This window comes from Geitlerinema sp. PCC 9228 (assembly GCF_001870905.1).
In the GTDB taxonomy this organism is placed as follows: domain Bacteria; phylum Cyanobacteriota; class Cyanobacteriia; order Cyanobacteriales; family PCC-9228; genus PCC-9228.
The window spans coordinates 1-17,816 of sequence record NZ_LNDC01000031.1; the positions used below are offsets into that span (position 1 = coordinate 1).

A 17,816-nucleotide genomic window follows, 5' to 3' on the forward strand; every position below is an offset into this window, starting at 1 on the left:
CCAGGCCAGCATCAACCATGTGTTGGCCACCGAAGCCTTTAGCGAGTCTCCTGAAGTCCAAGTCTTCAACAAATATCATCCCAGTTTGGTCGCAGAGATGATGAGCTAGTTTGAACTGCCAGTCTAGACGGTAATTCGCAATATTTTCGTGCACTCGACCTATCCGCTTGATGAGTTTGAGCCAGTTTGTTGACCCCTTCTGTTTCCCTTTCACTGTTTCCCTTTCAGCTTGCGGTGTAGTCGATTGAAGAAACGAGGACGAGAAACCTGCTCACCATCAGAGGTGGATAGGAAATACTCGAGCCCGACCTCCCACCCCAGGAGGTGACCCGCAGGCGGGAGGTTGAGGTTGGGTACATCAACGTCAGCCTTGAGAGTCAGCATGACGTACCAGCCAGAATGTTTCTGCTTTTTGGATTCAGTTAACCCTTTCTTCTGGCGGTAGGAATCGGGATAGGGGGGGTCGGCTGGGATGATGTACTCCTTCTGGAGACTGCAAGCATTGACCGGGCACTTTCGACTGTCGATCCAGTCTTTGCGTTCCTCGACCGCGTGGTTATAGACCTGGCGGCAAGTCTCCAGCCAATTAAGCATCTGGAGTTCCAGTTCCAGATCTGGGTAAATTCGGTATGAGTAGGTCAATACAAGCATGTTGCCATTATAGCTTAGGAGAACTAGCAATGCTCCTAGAAATAGCGGGAAGAGTTTGGCGACTCCGTTCTACTCCATGGCTTCGGCTTTCATCTCGACCCTCGCCTTCGGCAGAGTGCGGGGCTTTCCGCCGAGTAAGCTAACTTGGAGGAAACTGGGGAACGGATTTCACAACCAATCAGTTCCCCCATCGCGGCTAGCGCAGTCATACCGCTGGCGGTGAACGTAGCCGAACTGCGTTTCCCGCTCGTTTTCTAATGGTTAGACGTTGACCACTTTTTTATCGGTATCGGCACCGGATGCAGTTTGGTGTTCCAACTTCTGGAACATGGCAAACAAGTGGTCTGCCCAATATTTCACGTCGTAGGTGGTGACGGTCTGGTACATGCTCTCCATGCTGGTTTTTTGTTCTTCTTCTGACATATCCAAAGCGCGATCGATGCTATGGTCCATACGATCCATAGAGTAGGGATTGGTCAAAATGGCTTCTGGCAGTTCCACGGCTGCCCCGACAAATTCGGAAAGTACCAGTGCCCCACCTTGTCCTTCGTGGGCAACGATGTATTCTTTAGCGACCAAATTCAAGCCGTCGCGTAAGGGGGTGGTCCAGCAAATATCGGCGGCGCGGTAGTAGCAAATTAAGTCTCTGTAGGGAACCGGTTGGGTAAACAGTAGCACCGGCATCCAGTCAAACCGGGCAAAGCGACCGTTGATTTTGCCCACCAACTGTTCGATTTGTTTTTGGGCATTTTTGTACACGCGCATGCCGGAAGCAGCGGAAACGCAGGTCATGACAAAGTGAATTTGGCCGTGCAGTTCTGGGCGACGTTCCAATAGGCGCTCGAAGGCTTCCAGCATTTCCCGGTTGCCTTTGACGTAGTCTACCCGTCCGGCGGCGATGATTAGCTTGCGTCCGTTGAGTTCGGAGCGAACTTCTTCCAAACGCTGTTGGGTTTCTGGTTTGTGCAGTTCGGTGAGGATTTGGTCGGCGTCGGTCCCTACGGGGAGGGCGTCGATGTTGACGATTTGGCCTTTGTACCGCAGTTGGGTAACCATTTCCGGTTCCGCCAGGGCGGTGCCTGTGGAGGTCAGGTGGTCGGGGACTGGTTGGGTTTTGAGGACTTCCACTTCTCGTAGGCTGCGGGCAACGTTGACGAAGTTTTCTGAGTAACGGGGAATGTGGAAACCGCAAATGTCGCAGCACAGCAAGCTGTCCACAATGGCTTCCCGCCAGGGCAAAATGTTGAAGATATCCACTGAGGGAAAGGGGGTGTGGTGGAAGAAGGCAATCCGGGCGTTGGGCTTGATTTCGCGGATGTATTGGGGCACCAACCACAGGTTGTAGTCATGGACCCAAATGAGGGCGTCTTCGGCGGCTTCTTCACAGGCGGCTTCTGCAAAGAGGCGGTTGATGGTTTTGAAGTTTTCCCAGTCGGAGGATTCGTAGGTAAAGTGGTAGGGGAAGGAATGCAGAATCGGCCAGAAGGCTTCTTTGGAGGTGATGTGGTAGAAATGCTTTACCTGTTCCGCACTTAGGGGGATGCGGCGTACGCTGTAGTTGGCATCTTCTACGTCCACGCTTTGTTGGAAGTTGTTTTGCTCTTTGCTGTTGACTTGTTTCCAAGCAATCCAGGTGCCTCGATTGACGCTGGCGAAAAAGCTGCGCAAGGTGGGCACGATGCCGTTGGGGCTTTGTTTGGCTTGAAAGCGAACTTGGCCGTTTTCGATGACTTCGTCGAAGGGTTGGCGGTGGTACAGAATAACTAAAGATGATTTCATAAGTTTGGCCTCGTAAATTGAGCTGCTTGGTGGCAATGGACTTGGCGATCGCTTGGGAACGTTGCGATCGCCGTTGTAATAACAGATGTTTTCAATCCGCTAGTATTGGGCGTTGGGCAAGGTTTCTTTGACAAAATACCGACAAATATCAACTGCAGTTTTTCCCAGAACACCACGAATATTATAGAACGAGCATACCAATTGCTCTGGCTTACAAACGTACGTTGTCTTTCTCCAACTGGTGCGGTCGGTTTGGGAGGACAAGCTTGACTCGGTTACCAAATTTGCCAGTACAAACCATTTAAGTTTGCCACTGTCTCCCCCCTAACCCCAGTACCAATAAGCTCAATAATCCTGAAAAGTCCAATAGAATTTTACACAGGTTAGGTTTATGCCTGACATTTGCGTGTTTAATCGAGCTAAAAATATCCGTGAGTCCATAAAAGTACGTACCAAGCGCTTGCGGCAGCTGGTTCGGATAGCCTCCCAGCTGGCGGTTGGCTGCAAGACCAACCACCACTTTTCCATTGCCGATGCTAGAAAATTCCCGTTGGCAGGATGGAACCCTGCTGTTCCCCATAGCAAAAACTACTAAGTACAGGTTGTCAAGAGTATAGCACAAGTTTGGCAACGTTTCTTTATAATTTTTCCACAATCGGTGCCTGGTGGAGGCTATCCCAAACAGCCATCAGGGCGGCAAACGTTGGCGATGCGGGACATAGGGAGGATTCAGGAGGACTGGCACCAGGGGGATTGGCCCCATTTTCTCTCCTGGGCGTGACCTTGACAAATTCCGAACAGCTCTGGTACGGTAGGGCGCTAAGCGATGTAGCGTGCATTTTGCCAGCCATTTTTGGGCTTTTCCCACTCCCTTGGTTTCTATGGCAAAGGGGCACAGCTGAGCCAGACGCGATCGCAATTGAATTTTCATGATTGCTGCTTGAATTTCCCAATCAATTGCACAGCGGCAGCAAGCCATCCAAGGGGGAAAGCGTTGCTCGAACCAGCCCAACGCTGCATCCAAGGTTTGTGTTTTGCCCCTTCAAAAAGGGCAGGGGTTCCAGATTTCCCAGAGGTTCCGGTGATTGTTGACACATCTCGTTCTATAGACCTAGTCGAACCAGCCACCCAGGAATTGCTCGACTGGGTCGTTGACCTAGAGAATTCCGATATTTCCTATTTTGAGCAAGTCCAGCAACTGGCGACCAAACTGGGGGCCCACTACCGCCGCGATGGACTGACGGAAGTTGGATTTTGGGCCCCCGAACTGAGCGCCCAACAAGCCATCAAACCACAAGAAATTTTTCTCGAAATCCTCACCCCCATTGAAAATATTGATTTCCGCGCGCCAGAGAGCGTGGTGTCTTTCCGCTGCAACCGCCTGCGCCTATGGCAGCACGGAGAATATTTATGGGGCGTCATCCGCGGTATGCGACCGGGAACCGCCAAACAAGCGGGTTCTTTGTATTGGCTGCGCTATTTAGACGCCCGCGATCGCTTGCACACCATCCGCGATCCCATGGCGTACTCCCTGCCATTTGGCATTTTTGCCCCCGCGGAACTATACGACATGGAAACCATGCAGGCGCAGCGCCCGGATTTGGATTATTTTCGCGACTATCCTCCCCGAAAAGGGGACGAAATCCCCCGGGTGGGCGCTCCCAAAAATATTTTGCAACTGCATGTAGGTACTGCTGCGGAAGATGGGACCCTGGAAAGCCTGGCAGCACTGTTCCGCCGCATCTCCGAAAAACTGGCCCGAGGCATGGAACTCACCCCTGCCGAAAAAAATTATATTGGCTACGACGCCGTACAGCTGCTGCCCATCGAACCCACCATCGAATACCGCAGCGAAGAAGCCAGCGAAGGAGAATTTTTCCACATCCTCAAAACCGGTTTGCACCAGGGAGAAGTCAAACTCGACATCCAGCTGCGCAAACCCAACACTCAAGACTGGGGATACGACATTCCCGTATTGGGTGCCTCCGCAGTCAACCCGGCTCTGTTGGGCAGCTTGCGCCCCCAAGAAATTGTGGATTTTGCCGCTGCCCTGCACAACTTTTCCACCGGTCCCATCCAACTCATTTACGATTTGGTCTACGGACATGCTGACAACCAATCTGAGGAACTGGTCAACCGCCGTTTCTTAAAAGGTCCAAATATGTACGGTCAGGACCTTAACCACCAGCTGCCCACGGTCCGGGCGATTTTGCTGGAAACCCAACGGCGTAAAATCAATACCGGTGCCGATGGTATTCGCGTGGATGGCGGTCAGGACTTTCGCTTTTTCAATCCGCTGACCGGTCGCGTGGAACAAGATGATGCCTATTTGCTGGCTATGAGCGATGTGGTGCAAGAAATTGGCGGATACCAGCGGTTGATGTTTACCATTTTTGAAGATGGGCGTCCCTGGCCGGAAGAAGGGTGGGAAGAAAAATCCACCTATTTAGATTTAATCGAACTCAAACCGGAATCCTACCAGTGGGGTCCGTTGATTTTTGCCCACAATACCCCAGCGCTGAATAAATTTTGGGATCAAAAATGGCGGCGGGTGTGCGAGGTGATCTACCGGGGGGCTCACTGGATTACCGGCTGTGCCAACCACGATACCGTGCGCCGGGGCAACCAAATCGATTTGGATGCGGATATTAACTGGCATTTGGGCAGTAGCTTACCCGAAGTGCTGCACAATGCCTACGACAACCAGGCGGTGACTCTGTGGGTGTACGGATTTAGTCCGGGATTGCCTATGGACTTTATCAATGCCACCAGCCGGGCACCGTGGATGTTTTTCCGCAATACCGACGAACGCTATGGGGTGAAGGTGGTTTCCGAGGAAATCGGCTTTTTATACTGGCAGGTTACTCCCCACATCTACCAAGATCCCAATAATTTCCCCCGTCTCAAAGAGTTGGGATTTGAAAGGTTGGAACAGGTACGGGAATTTGGCACGGCTTTGAGCAAAACCATGGTAGAGATGGAATATCACTTGCCGGATGTGGTCCGTGCCTGTCAGTCGTGTTTGGGAGAGTCTGCTCAAGCCTGCGAGCTTTCCTATTTGAGTGCTTTAAATCAACCGGGGATGGTGAATTTTTTGAAAGATTTGACCATTCGCAAGTTAAAAGATTTTGCCCGCCGGTTTATGGAAGATTGTTATGGCGTGTGCAATGTCTTCCGCTACCAAGAGGATTTAGATCCGGTCCAGGTAGATTTTAATTGCAGCTTGCGTCGGTTCCGCCACCAACATCCGTGGTTGGATGGCAATCTGACCGGTAGCGATCGCTTTAATAAATATAGCGATGAAGAACGTACCATTTATTATGGGGTTCGTAGCCATCCGGAAAATGCCAGCGAACAAGTGGCCATGGTTGCCCATATGGGTGGCGAACCGGGAGAAGTGTCTTTAGAAGACTGGCTGCAATTGGACCAATCTCAATGGCAAGTGGCGATCGCTTCTCCCAGTTTGCGCTCAAACAACCAGCTAGATGACTTGCGCCGCTTTCAATTGTGCGACAGCCAAGGCGTCTTGTTGGTTCGTAAGTAAGCCCAAAACCAGGGAAATGGATGGTCCCTTGCCCCAACCACCGTCGAGTCAAGAGAAACAACTGTGATAGCCCAAACAGAAAACTCCGTTACCTTAGTGGAAGCGGCTACCCAAGAACTACTCGATTGGGCGGCAGCCATCACCGAATCCGATCGCACCTATTTTGAAAAAGCCAAAGCCCTCGCCAGCCGTCTGGGAAGCCACTATCGTCGCGAAGATGGACTCACCGAAATTGGGTTTTGGACGCCGGAACTTACCGGCGAAGCCCTGGAAATGATGGAAGTACGTCTGGAAGTGCTAACCCCCCTCGATCCCATTGACTGGCGCTGTGGCACTTCCCAAGTGGTGCGCTTCCAACGCGATCGCGTGGCCTTGAAACCGCACCGAGAGTATCTTTGGGGCGTTTTATCGGGGATGCGACCTGGCAGCCGCGATCGGGCAGGTTCTTTTTATTGGCTGCGCTACCTAGACGCACAAAACCGCCCACAAACCGTACGGGATGTGGTGGCGACATCTCTGCCGTTCGGCATTTTTGCCCCGGCAGAATTGTACGATACGGCAAGCTTACAGGAAAATCGCGCGGATTTGGACTATTTAGCCACTTCCGGTTCCACTCAAGCGGAAAGCCACTCGCTGCCACGAACCCATCCGCCAAGCAATATTTTACAAATTTATCTGGGTACGGCTTCCGAGGCAGGAACAGTTGAGGGACTGACCAAGATTTACCAGCAAATTGCTACCAAACTACAAAACCAACAGGAACTAAACGCTGCCGAAACCAACTTTATTGGCTACGACGCCGTACAATTGCTGCCAGTGGAACCCACCATTGAATATGGTAGCGATCGCCATCAAGACGAAAACAGCGAAGAAAACGAAATTGATAGCGAATTCTTTACGTTTCTAACTCCTTCAGAAGCAGATCTGCCTTCCTCAGAAGACCTGGAACTGCTCGATGTTGCCACCGTACAGCTGCAACGTCCCAACACCCAAAACTGGGGCTTCGATGTGCCGATTTTGGGCGGATCGACCATCAATCCAGCATTTTTGGAAACCCTACGCCCCGATGAAATGGTGGATCTGATTGCCACCCTGCACAATTTCCCCACCGGTCCTATTCAAGTTATCTTTGATGTGGTCTTTAGCCACGCCGACGACCAAGCCGAACTGTGTCTCAATCGCCAGTTTTTAAAAGGAGGAAATTCCTACGGTCAGGAGTTGAACCACCAACTACCTACGGTACGGGCTATTTTCCAAGAAATCCTGCGGCGGAAGGTAAATTTTGGTATTGATGGTATTCGCCTCGATCGCGCCCACGAATATCAATTTTTCAACCCCCTCAGCGGTCGCATGGAACAAGACGATGCTTTCTTGCTGGAAATGAGCGATGTGGTGCAGGAGATTAACGGCTACCGACGCCATTTGTGTACCATTTTTGAAGATGCTCGCCCCTGGCCGGACGAAGGTTGGGAACAGGTGGCTACCTATCGGGATTTAATCGAACAAAAACCGGGGTCCTATCAGTGGAGTCCGCTGATTTTTGGGAACAATGCTCCCATGCTATATTCTTTCTGGCAAGAGTATGAAAAACGCATTGACGAAGTTATACACCATGGAGAACGTTGGGTGGTGGGTTGCGGCAACCACGACACCTTGCGACGAGCCCATCAAATCGATCCCGAAATTTCTACCGATATTGATTGGCATTTGGGAGATGACCTGCGGTCGGTGTTCCTCAATGCCTATGATAACCCAGCTGTTAATACCTGGCTGTACGCCTTTTCCCCGGGATTGCCTATGGACTTTCTCCATGCCACCATGCGATCGCCCTGGATGTTTTTCCGCAATACCGACCGCCGCTATGGGGTTTTGGTGGTATCGGAAGAAGTCGGATTTCTGTACTGGCATCTGACGCCCCAACTGTACGATGATGAAAAAGCATTTCCTCGGGTTAAATCTCTAGGATTCACCAAATTGACAGATTTGCGCAAGTTTTGCATGTCGCTGCGGCGGGGAGTTTTGGAACGGGAATATGACCTGGACGAAATTGTGGCGGCGTGCAAGCAATGCCTGGATCCGGACAACATGGATTGCGATTTGCCGTCGCTGGGTCCGTTGGAGGATGAGAATTCCATTGCATTCGTGCGGTATATCAACAGCGATCGCTTAAAAGAATTTGCCCGCCGGTTTTTAGAAGACGCCTACGAATTCTGCAACGTTTGGCGTTACGCCAACCAACTTGATTCAAAACAAACCCATTTTAATTTGCAACTGCGTAAGTTTCGCCAACAAAACCCTTGGTTGCAATATAACTTAAAAAGCCGCGATCGCTTTCATAGAGTCAGCGACGATCGGCGAATTGTGTTTTACGGCAAACGCCACAACCCCGACAATCCCCAGGAAGAAATTGTGATGCTGGCTCATATCTGGGGCGACCCCATGATGGTTTCCTTGGGAGATTGGTTGCAGTTGGACTTGTCAGAGTGGCAAAGCGCGATCGTTTCTCCTTCCCTGGCAGAAGATGATAGGTTGAAAGACCTCCGTTATTTGGAACTGCGCAATAGCGAAGCGCTGGTGTTGAAGGTGAAGTGATGCGGGGCATACCGAGGGGGCAACCACGGGGGGATTGCCCCGACAAGAATTGTGATTTTTGTATACCCGATCTCCCACGCCCGGTACCCCCCACAATCGATACCATCATTTTTAAGAAACATCACACGAAGCTCCCAAGCGATCGCAGAAGCTGGTATATCTAGAAAACCATCCCCAGCAAAAAACCTGTTTGCATTGAAGCTTTTATTGCTATGACTGCCAACCAAACCAAATATGTAATGGCGCTCGATTTGGGCACCACAGGCAATCGAGCCTTAATTTTTAATAGCAGCGGCAACGTCGTCGCACAAGTATATAAAGAATTTACCCAACACTATCCCAAACCCGGCTGGTTGGAACACGATCCCAACGAAATTTGGCAAGACACCCGCACCTGCATGCAGCAAGTTTTGCAGGAAAATAACATCAACGCCAACGAAATTGCCGCCATTGGCTTAACCGTGCAGCGGGAAACCTGCCTGTTGTGGGATAAAACCACCGGCATGCCCTTGCACAACGCCATCGTCTGGCAGGATCGGCGTACCGCCAACATGTGCCGCCAGCTCATCGAACAAGGCAAAGCCCCAGAAATCAACGAACGCACCGGCTTGGTGTTAGACGCCTACTTCTCCGCCACCAAACTGGCTTGGCTGTTGGATTGGGTTAAACGGGAAAATCCCAATATAAATTTAGACAACGTCATTGCCGGCACCATCGATAGCTGGATTTTGTGGAACTTAACCGGTCAGCAAGTTCATGCCACCGATGCCAGCAACGCCAGCCGCACCATGCTGATGAACATTTCCTCGCAGGAATGGGATAAACAACTGCTGGATTTGTTTGGCATTCCTGCCCACATGATGCCGCAAATTAAAAATAGCATTGGCTGGTTTGGCAAAACCGATCCTGCCCTGCTTGGCCTAGAAATCCCCATTACCGCCATTTTTGGCGACCAACAAGCTGCCCTCTTTGCCCACGGATGCGATCGCCCAGGTATGTTGAAATGTACCTATGGCACCGGTTGCTTTTTAATCTCCCAATCCGGCGAACAACTCACCCGTTCCGACAACCAACTCCTGTCTACCGTCGCTTGGACCCAAGCCGCCAACAGCCACAGCAGCAAAACAGTGAACTTCGCCCTAGAAGGCGCCATGTTTACCACCGGTGCCTGCATTCAGTGGTTGCGGGATGGCTTGCAACTAATTGACTCTGCCCCAGAAACCGAATTTTTATCCCAACAAGTGCAAGATACCAACGGCGTTTATTTCGTTCCTGCCTTAAGCGGTTTGGGTGCCCCCCACTGGGATATGAGCGCGCGCGGTGCCTTTTTGGGAATTACCGGTGGCGTCAAACGGGAACACATGGTGCGAGCAGTTTTAGAATCCATCGCCTACCAAGTCAAAGAAGTAGTTGTCGCCATGAACAAAGATGGGAACAACATCGAACTGTTAAAAGTCGATGGAGGCGCTTCTCAAAATAATTTCCTGATGCAATTTCAAGCCGACGTATTAGGAATTCCTGTAGAACGCCCTGCCATTCTTGATGCCACCGCTCAAGGAGCCGCCTTTGGTGCCGGATTGGGGATTGGTTTTTGGGATGATTATGCCAAATTGGTAAAAAATCGCCAAGTCGATCGCGTTTTTGAACCCGGTGCCGACACCGTCGTTGCCCAAACCAACTTTGAAAAATGGATTCAGGCAGTGGAACGGGCAAAAGATTGGATTGAGTAGGATGGGAGCGTGGGAGCGTACCGAGCGTGGGAGCTTGGGAGCGTGGGAGCTTGGGAGCGTGGGAGCGTGGGAGCTTGGGAGCTTGGGAGTGTGGGAGCTTGGGAGCGTGGGAGCTTGGGAGCTTGGGAGATATAATTGGTTGTTTTCTCCGATGCTCCGACGCCCCGATGCTCCGATGCTCCGACGCCCCGACGCCCCGATGCTCCGATGCTCCGACGCCCCGATGCTTCGATGCCCTCTCCCCATCCATACAATTGGCGGCTATCATAGGGGCAAACAACTGTTGCTTGCCGAACTTGGGGAAAACCGTATGGCGATCGCATCTTTATCCTTAGAAGAACTGCTAGAACTGGTTAGCCATGACAAACTAGAACAACTGCTGCGGGAATCAGCCGCCGCTGCTGCCTCCCAAGGCAACTGGAGCAAAGTGCAAAAAATTGCCGAATTTGTCACCAACCAGTTGCAACCCGCCCCGAGCGAAGTTGAAGGGGCAGAAACCCAGCAAAACAGCCAATTGGTGACGCAATCCGGTCAAACCACCGATTCCACACCCAACGGGTCAGTAGAAATGAATTTTAGTGCCAGTACCTTCGGTCGCGAACCAGATGTTATAACCGGTGACGAAGGGTAATAAAGGCATCGAATGGGGTCAAGGCAAACAGCTAGCCTGCGGCGATCGAAGTCGAACCGCAATTGGTCAAAACGATACATAGGGGTAGGGGCGCAACGCGTTGTGCCCCCGTGCCTGCCCCCCGGGAAATGAAACTTTCTCCCAACCATCGAGGGACGTTATGAAGCGAATTCTAGCAAAAACTTGGAAGTGGTTTTTCTTGGGCTTGTTTGCCGCTTGGGCGATCGCAGCTTGCTCCAACCAACAGCAAGCCACCCAGCAACAGCCATCCTCCATCATGGTGGAAGACCCATTACCACAAATTGAAAAACTTGCCAAGCCCTCCCTACCCGCTTGGATCGAAGAAATTCATCCCGTGGGGCAGGCAGAACCCCTTTCTCAAATTCGCATTCGTTTCCAAGACCCCCTCATTCCTGTAGAAGCCTTAGACGCCGACACCACCCAGGACAAATTAAAACATTTTGAAATTTCTCCGGACCTGCCCGGCAGATTTCGGTTTTTAACCCCCAAAATGGTGGGATTTCAAGCCGATCGCGCCTTGCCCAACGCCAGCCGAGTGCGAGTAACCATCAAATCTGGTTTAAGCGACTTGCAAGATCGGACCCTCAACCAAGATTTGGCGTGGACCTTTGAAACCAATCCCATCCAACTAACCAACTTACCCAGCATCAAACCCAACCCTTATTCCGAACCACAATTTATCGACCTAGAACCCAAACTAGAATTTACTTCCAACGTCGAACTTGACCAAAAATCCCTACAAAAACACGCCCAACTCGTATCAATCAAAGACGATACAATTATTTCCCTAAACGCTTCCCTCCTCACCAAAGACAATCCCAGACAAAATTTAACCCCGCAAGAGAAATTCGATCCTTCCAAACTGCGCTGGCGATATCAACTAGAACCCAAACAAAAATTACAAAAAGGCACCGAATATCGCTTAGAATTTACCAGTGGTTTGGAACCCAAAATTGGCAATTTAGCCAGCCAAACCAAATTTACTTCCAACGTCAAAACTTACGAACAATTGGCGTTTGAAGAATTGCAGTATTTCGGACAACCCAACGCTGGCGGTGCCTACGGTCGCTTTCAAAAAGGCGGGGCAGAGCTCAAATTTAACAATGGATTGGCAGCCGAATCGGCAGAAAAACACATTCGCGTTACCAACAACCAACAAAAACGTAGGGGCAGTGCCCCCGTGCCTGCCCCCAGTGCCCCCGTGCCTGCCCTGACGGGAAGCGAAGATTTGCCCCTAGTGCGCGCTTATCAAAATAGCGATACGGTGGAAATCAATCCTTGGGCATTGGAACCAGCCACCAGCTATACCATTACTGTCGAAAAAGGGTTAAAAGACCGCTACGGGCAAACCTTAGAAGAAGATGTAGAAATTGAATACAGTACCGGCGATTTGGCTGCCGATATTTGGGCACCTTCAGGAACCAATATTTTCCCCGCCGCCGAAGATTTGCAGCTCAATATTTTTGCGACGAATTTGCCCCGTTCCCAATATCAAGCTGCCTATCAAGTGGTACAGCCAGAGGATTTAATCTTTACCGATAGTGCCTATCCTCAAGGTGAACAAAAGGATTTATTACCGCAAAAGCAAAACTGGTCTACATTTGACATTCAGCAACAGAAAAACGAAAAGAGCAGCATCACCGTTCCCATAAAAGAACAATTGGGCGGCGATACAGGAATGTTGGCATATGGCGTGACCGCGCGTACCAATCAATACGAAACGGAAGATGGCGGCAAACGCTGGCGAGAACCCGATTTTTATGGTTTGGTACAGCTAACCAATTTGGGGGTGTGGGCACAGGTCTTCCCCGAGTCTAGCTTGGTGCGGGTTCATCATTTGGACGATGGGTCGCCTGTTGCCAATGCTGCGGTGGAAGTATATCCGTCGAAACTGTTTGCCGGGCGGCGTTCGGAACAACAACGTCTGCAGCCGGAAGTTTGTGCTGAAGGAACCACCGATAGTACGGGAACGCTGAAACTTGACCAAGAAGCGTTGTCTGGCTGTATGCCCCAGGGGCGTTTTGACGAAGCGCCGGAGTTGCTTTTTGTAGCCAGAGAAAACCAAGATTGGGCGTACGCGCGGATACAATCCTACAGCGGTGCCTACGGTTATGGTGCCAATTTGGAATGGAACGAGGGATCCCCCCAGTCGCGGGGTACGATTTTCAGCGATCGCAAGTTGTATCAACCCGGCGAAACCGCCCATTTTACCGGCGTGGCGGCTTATTTAGACGATGGCGAACTGGCGTTGGATAAAAACACTCGCTATACCGTAACTCTACAAGACCGCGAAGGCAATAAAGAGGAACTGGGCAGCTATACCACCAACGATTTGGGTACGTTTTCGGTAGACTTGCCCATTGCTGAAGACCGGTCGTTGAGTTTCTATACGTTGCAAGCGCGTTCTCAACGGGGTGTGGAAATTAGCGGCGAGTTCCGGGTTACTGAGTTGAATCCCCCCAATTTTAAAGTAGATGTGGCTGTAGATTCGGACTATGTGCAATTTGGCGATACTTTAACTGCCCAAGTAAATAGCGAATATTTATTCGGGGCACCGGTTGCTGAAGGCAATGCCACTTACTACGTCACTCGTTCCCAGAAGTCATTGCAACCAGACCAATGGGAAGAGTTCCAGTTTGGTCGTCAGTGGTTTTTCCCGGAAGAAAGCCCCACCGTTGACAGCCAAGTATTGGAAAAACAGGCGGTTCTAAACGAATCGGGTGAGGGTTCGTTTGAGGTGAAGGTAGACGAAGATTTGCCCTATCCCATGCAGTATCGCCTGGAAGCGGAGGTGAGCGATGTTTCCAACCTGTCGGTGGCGAACTCGCAGACGGTGACAGTGTTGCCCAGCGATCGCATGATTGGTTTGCGCAGCAATTTTGTCGCCGATGCCCAAAGTGCCTTCGATACGGATGTCATTGTCACCAATCCCCAAGGCGACCCCATTTCGGGAGAAAAGGTACGCCTGGAACTGCAAAAAATGAACTACAGCAGCGTCACCGAGGTAGTGGCTGGCAGCCGCAGCCCCCGCTATCAGGTGGAATACGAAACGGTGGATACCCAACAGGTGCGTTCTGGCAACGAACCCAAAACTGTATCGCTAACGGCACCGTCGGCAGGTTCATACCGCATTCGCGCCAATTTCGCCAATGCCACCGATGAGGTGACAGCAACAGACCGGCGGATGTGGGTTTCCGGTGGCGGCATGGTCGGCTGGCGTTCCCAAGACGATATGTTGCAGGTGAATTTAGACCGGGATACCTACGCGCCGGGAGATACCGCCAAGGCACTGATTCAGTCGCCCTACGAGAAGGGAGAAATCTATTTTTCCGTGGTTCGTGACGAACCCCTCTACGAGAAGGTGGTTTCTGTGGAAGGATCGGCACCGCAAGTTGCGTTCCAGGTAACGGAGGAAATGCTGCCCAATGCGGCGGTGGAAGCGGTGTTGGTTCGTCAGGGAGAACCTTTGGGGCAATCGAATCAGCAACCCCAAGATGTGGAAGATTTGGTGAAAGTTGGTTTTGCACCGTTCAAAGTGGGATTGGACCAAAAATACTTGCAAGTGGATTTGCAACATGCTGAGGAACGGCAACCTGGCGACGAACAAACCATCGATTTGCAAGTACGTTCCCATACGGGAGAACCGGTGCAAGGTCAAGTGGCGCTGATGGTGGCGAATGAGTCGGTTCTGCAGCTGTCAGGATACAGACCGCCGGATTTGGTGGAAACGGTGTATGCGGAACAACCGATTTCGACGCGCTTTCGAGACAACCGCTTTGATGTGGTGTTGCAACCTTTCTCGTCACCAATGGGCAAAGGTTGGGGCTACGGCGGCGGCATGTCGGCGGCGGCTGCGGATACTGATTTGCGGACGGCGTTTCAACCGCTGGCTTATTATAATGGTGCGATCGCGACGGATGAAAACGGTCGGGCACAAGTGAGTTTTGACTTGCCGGATAATTTGACTACCTGGCGGGTGATGGCGGTTGCTATGGCGGAACCCTCCCAGGGAAGTCAGCCGGATATGCGGTTTGGCAAGGAAGACAGCACTTTTATGGTGACGCAGCCGTTGGTGACCAATCCGATTTTGCCGCGATTTGTGCGCCCGGGCGATCGCTTTATGGCTGGTGTTTCTGTAACCAACAATACCGGTCGCGATCGAGGTGAGTTGGATATTGAAGCCCTACTACAAGGCGACATTACATTTGCTGACGAGGATATGCAAGAGACCTTGCAGCGGGATTTGCCATCGGGAACGGCGGGCTACCGTTTGGAAATGGTGGCTCAAAATCCGGAAAATCGGACTGCTACTGGGGGTGAGGTTCGCTTTACTACCCAGTTGCAACGGGGGGCTAGCGATGCTTGGGAAGTTTCCCTGCCGGTGGAACCGCTGCAAGTGAGCGAAAGTGTGGTGCAAACTGGTCAAACTCGCGATCGCGCGACGGTACCGGTGAATTTAAATGAGGATGTGGTGCCTTCGGTGGGAGGATTGGAAATTACCCTTGCCAGTACGTTGGTTCCGGAACTCAAAGCACCAGCGGCAGAGGCGTTTGATGATGACGTGTTGCCGTTTTTGGAACCTACTGCCAGCCAACTCGCGATCGCGTCTAGCTTGCAGATTTTGGGCGAAGCATACAATCAGTCATTTGTCAAGTTTTCCCCGCAAAAAGAAGGCAACCAAGCCTTGCAACAGTTGAAACAACTGCAACTGAGCGATGGCGGGTTTGCTACCTATCCCGGCGACGAAACCAGCGACCCGTTTGTCACGCCCTACGCTGCCCAAAGCCTGGCGGTGGCGCAAAAAGCGGGATTATCGGTATCGTCGGAGATGGTTTCCCAAGTGCGGGCATATCTGAAAACCTTGCTTGCCGACCCCACCAGCAAATATGAGTTTTGCAGTTCCCAATCCTGTAAAAACCGGGTCCGCCTGGGGGCTTTGGTTGGTTTGGATGCGTTGGGCGAACGACGGGGGGATTTCCTCGGGGAAATTTACCAAGGTCGCGCCGAGTTGGATACGGTGGCGCAAATTCGCCTGGCGCGTCACATGGCGAAGTTCGACCAACGGCAAAATGAAGCTGAAAATCTGGTACAGCAGTTGCAGCAAACGGTCTACGAAACTGGTTCCAGTGCCACGTTGAATTTGCCCCAGGGGTGGTCTTGGCTGAGTACGCCAACCGTAGCCCAAGCAGAGGCATTGCGGCTGTTTTTGAACCGGGATACTCAACCAGAGGTGGTCAATCGCCTGCTGCAAGGGTTGCTGGATTTGCGCCGCAACGGTACTTGGCAAACTACTTATGCGGATGCGGCGGCGTTGCAAGGGTTGGTTGAATACAGCCAAACCTGGGAGACGGATGCCGATTTTGAAGCGACGGTGATGCTGAATGGCGAGGTTCTGGATAAGGCGCAGTTTACTTCGGGTTCTGACCCGCTATCGATTAACGTGGCGATGGATCGTTTGTCGCCAGGAGAGCAGGATCTGGTTATTGAAAAACGCGGCGAGGGTACGTTGCACTATGCGGCGAACTACAGCTATCGCTTGCAAGGGTCGCAGCCAGGTCGGTTCAATGGTTTGCGGGTTTCCCGAGAAATTCGCCCTGCCGGTGAAGAGTCGGTGTTGCAACGGGTTGGTTTGTCGGAGGTAGAACCGTTAGAGGTGAATGCTGGTGAGGTCTTTGATGTGGGATTGGAGATTGTCACCGACCATCCGGTGAACCACGTGACGATTAAGGATTTCTTGCCGGCTGGTTTTGAGGCGGTTGACACCAGTTTCCAAACGGCGACGGAGGCGGTGGCGACGCAGGCGAGTAGCTGGCAAATTGGCTACCAGCAACTATACGACGACCGGGTGGTGGCGTATGGCGATCGCTTGACGGCTGGGGTGTATCATTTACACTATTTGGTGCGATCGGTGACTCCGGGTACGTTTGAGTTTCCTGGCGCTGAGGTACGCTTGCAGTATACGCCTTCGGAGTTTGGGCGCAGTTCCTCGTCGAAGTTGGTGGTGAAGGAATAAGCGATGTCGCGGTTGTTTAATCCCACCGATGTTGTTGGTATTATTTCTCAATACTCTCGGTGGGATGGTTGGATAGCTGAAAAAACAAAGGTACTGTCCCTACCAAATGTTTCGGCAAAGCTCAGCACAAGTCGCGTCGATGAAGCCAATGCAACTCGTGGCTTAATTTCCCCTGCAGAAGTTCGTTCCGTGCAGTTGGAGCAAGTTTTGGTGGATACTGGCGCTACGACGCTATGTTTGCCAGCAGAAATCGTAACAAGATTGGGGTTGGAGTTGTTACGAGAAGCTGTTCGACTTCGCTCACCGCAAGTAGATGTAACGACAGCGGCTGGTTGGCGCCAAGCTCGTATTTTTCAAGATGCGAAAATTTCGCTAAAAAATAAAACCAGATGTGCTGATATAAGCAGCTAACTTGAGTACCTTCTGATTATCTAAATTTCCAATTCGATGGTAGGTCCTGTTGAATTTCCTTGCTGTTCTAGCATTCGCTTGGCTTCGTCAAGATTGTCTTGAGCTTTAGTATTGTTTGGATCTACTTCGAGAGCACGTTCGTACTTTTCAATAGCTTCTTCTAGCTTTCCTTGTTGTTGTAAAAGATTTCCCAAACTGTTGAAAGTCCAAGCATCTTCGGGATCAAGTTTAATTGCTTGGCGATAGTTTTCCATGGCTTCCTCTAGATCTCCTTGTTGTTCGAGGGCATAACCTAAATGTCTGTAAGCAGATGCATACCTCAGGAGCAAGTTCGATCGCTTCTCGATGCTTCTCTATCGCCTCTTCTAGCTCTCCTTTGTCTTCTAATACATCTCCTAATTCGTTATAAGTCCAAGCATCATCAGGGTCAAGCTCGATCGCTTG

General features: G+C 51.3%; 13 protein-coding genes. 7 read left to right on the plus strand and 6 right to left on the minus strand.

Annotated elements, in window-relative coordinates; all coding sequences use genetic code 11:
• The 3 genes from AS151_RS23190 to ggpS all read right to left on the minus strand — a co-directional run.
• The coding region (locus AS151_RS23190) for a transposase (protein ID WP_139240451.1) at positions 1 to 214 on the minus strand (214 nt) is incomplete at its 3' end.
• Positions 211 to 651, minus strand: a complete 441-nt coding sequence (locus AS151_RS02180; protein WP_071515433.1) for a helix-turn-helix domain-containing protein — start codon at positions 649 to 651, stop codon at positions 211 to 213. The genes AS151_RS23190 and AS151_RS02180, both read right to left, overlap by 4 nt.
• A 261-nt stretch (positions 652 to 912) precedes the next feature.
• Positions 913 to 2,430 (minus strand): glucosylglycerol-phosphate synthase, encoded by a 1,518-nt coding sequence (gene ggpS / locus AS151_RS02185; RefSeq protein ID WP_071515434.1) that lies wholly within the window; start codon positions 2,428 to 2,430, stop codon positions 913 to 915.
• 391 nt (positions 2,431 to 2,821) lie between these two features.
• On the opposite strand from ggpS, the gene AS151_RS21205 reads away from it, so the two are divergent.
• Positions 2,822 to 3,025, plus strand: a complete 204-nt coding sequence (locus AS151_RS21205) for a hypothetical protein (protein ID WP_139240452.1) — start codon at positions 2,822 to 2,824, stop codon at positions 3,023 to 3,025.
• Between the two features lie 43 nt (positions 3,026 to 3,068).
• On the opposite strand, the gene AS151_RS21210 is transcribed toward AS151_RS21205, so the two are convergent.
• On the minus strand, positions 3,069 to 3,281 hold the full coding sequence (locus AS151_RS21210; RefSeq protein ID WP_139240453.1) for a hypothetical protein: 213 nt from the start codon (positions 3,279 to 3,281) through the stop codon (positions 3,069 to 3,071).
• Positions 3,282 to 3,511: 230 nt separating this feature from the next.
• On the opposite strand from AS151_RS21210, the gene gghA (AS151_RS02200) reads away from it, so the two are divergent.
• The 6 genes from gghA (AS151_RS02200) to AS151_RS02225 all read left to right on the plus strand — a co-directional run bounded on the left by gghA (AS151_RS02200) (position 3,512) and on the right by AS151_RS02225 (position 17,372).
• Positions 3,512 to 5,974, plus strand: a complete 2,463-nt coding sequence (gene gghA, locus AS151_RS02200; RefSeq protein ID WP_071515443.1) for a glucosylglycerol hydrolase — start codon at positions 3,512 to 3,514, stop codon at positions 5,972 to 5,974.
• Between the two features lie 63 nt (positions 5,975 to 6,037).
• On the plus strand, positions 6,038 to 8,566 hold the full coding sequence (gghA, locus tag AS151_RS02205; RefSeq protein ID WP_071515437.1) for a glucosylglycerol hydrolase: 2,529 nt from the start codon (positions 6,038 to 6,040) through the stop codon (positions 8,564 to 8,566).
• A 212-nt stretch (positions 8,567 to 8,778) separates the two neighbouring features.
• The gene (glpK, locus tag AS151_RS02210; protein WP_071515438.1) at positions 8,779 to 10,296 is read left to right on the plus strand and encodes a glycerol kinase GlpK; all 1,518 of its coding nucleotides are present in this window, start codon (positions 8,779 to 8,781) and stop codon (positions 10,294 to 10,296) included.
• Positions 10,297 to 10,519: 223 nt separating this feature from the next.
• Positions 10,520 to 10,927: a hypothetical protein gene (locus AS151_RS21865; protein ID WP_170861283.1), complete on the plus strand. Its 408-nt coding sequence runs from the start codon at positions 10,520 to 10,522 to the stop codon at positions 10,925 to 10,927.
• A gap of 160 nt (positions 10,928 to 11,087) precedes the next feature.
• Complete coding sequence (locus AS151_RS02220; RefSeq protein ID WP_071515440.1) at positions 11,088 to 16,961, plus strand: alpha-2-macroglobulin family protein; 5,874 nt, start codon at positions 11,088 to 11,090, stop codon at positions 16,959 to 16,961.
• Between the two features lie 12 nt (positions 16,962 to 16,973).
• Positions 16,974 to 17,372, plus strand: a complete 399-nt coding sequence (locus AS151_RS02225) for an aspartyl protease family protein (RefSeq protein WP_343327415.1) — start codon at positions 16,974 to 16,976, stop codon at positions 17,370 to 17,372.
• 20 nt (positions 17,373 to 17,392) lie between these two features.
• Here the strand turns inward: AS151_RS02225 and AS151_RS02230 are convergent, their stop codons facing one another.
• Entirely contained in the window at positions 17,393 to 17,701 is a 309-nt protein-coding gene (locus AS151_RS02230; protein ID WP_170861284.1) for a tetratricopeptide repeat protein, read from the minus strand.
• Positions 17,601 to 17,816, minus strand: a 216-nt coding sequence (locus AS151_RS20500) for a tetratricopeptide repeat protein (protein ID WP_139240455.1), incomplete at its 5' end; no start/stop codon positions are given. The genes AS151_RS02230 and AS151_RS20500, both read right to left, overlap by 101 nt.

What these genes read in the sequence shown, in the direction of transcription:
- AS151_RS02180 (WP_071515433.1), bottom strand. Translation starts at nt 651, where the DNA reads ATGCTTGTATTGACCTACTCATACCGAATTTACCCAGATCTGGAACTG.
- ggpS (WP_071515434.1), bottom strand. Translation starts at nt 2,430, where the DNA reads ATGAAATCATCTTTAGTTATTCTGTACCACCGCCAACCCTTCGACGAA.
- AS151_RS21205 (WP_139240452.1), top strand. Translation starts at nt 2,822, where the DNA reads ATGCCTGACATTTGCGTGTTTAATCGAGCTAAAAATATCCGTGAGTCC.
- AS151_RS21210 (WP_139240453.1), bottom strand. Translation starts at nt 3,281, where the DNA reads ATGGCTGGCAAAATGCACGCTACATCGCTTAGCGCCCTACCGTACCAG.
- glpK (WP_071515438.1), top strand. Translation starts at nt 8,779, where the DNA reads ATGACTGCCAACCAAACCAAATATGTAATGGCGCTCGATTTGGGCACC.
- AS151_RS21865 (WP_170861283.1), top strand. Translation starts at nt 10,520, where the DNA reads ATGCTTCGATGCCCTCTCCCCATCCATACAATTGGCGGCTATCATAGG.
- AS151_RS02220 (WP_071515440.1), top strand. Translation starts at nt 11,088, where the DNA reads ATGAAGCGAATTCTAGCAAAAACTTGGAAGTGGTTTTTCTTGGGCTTG.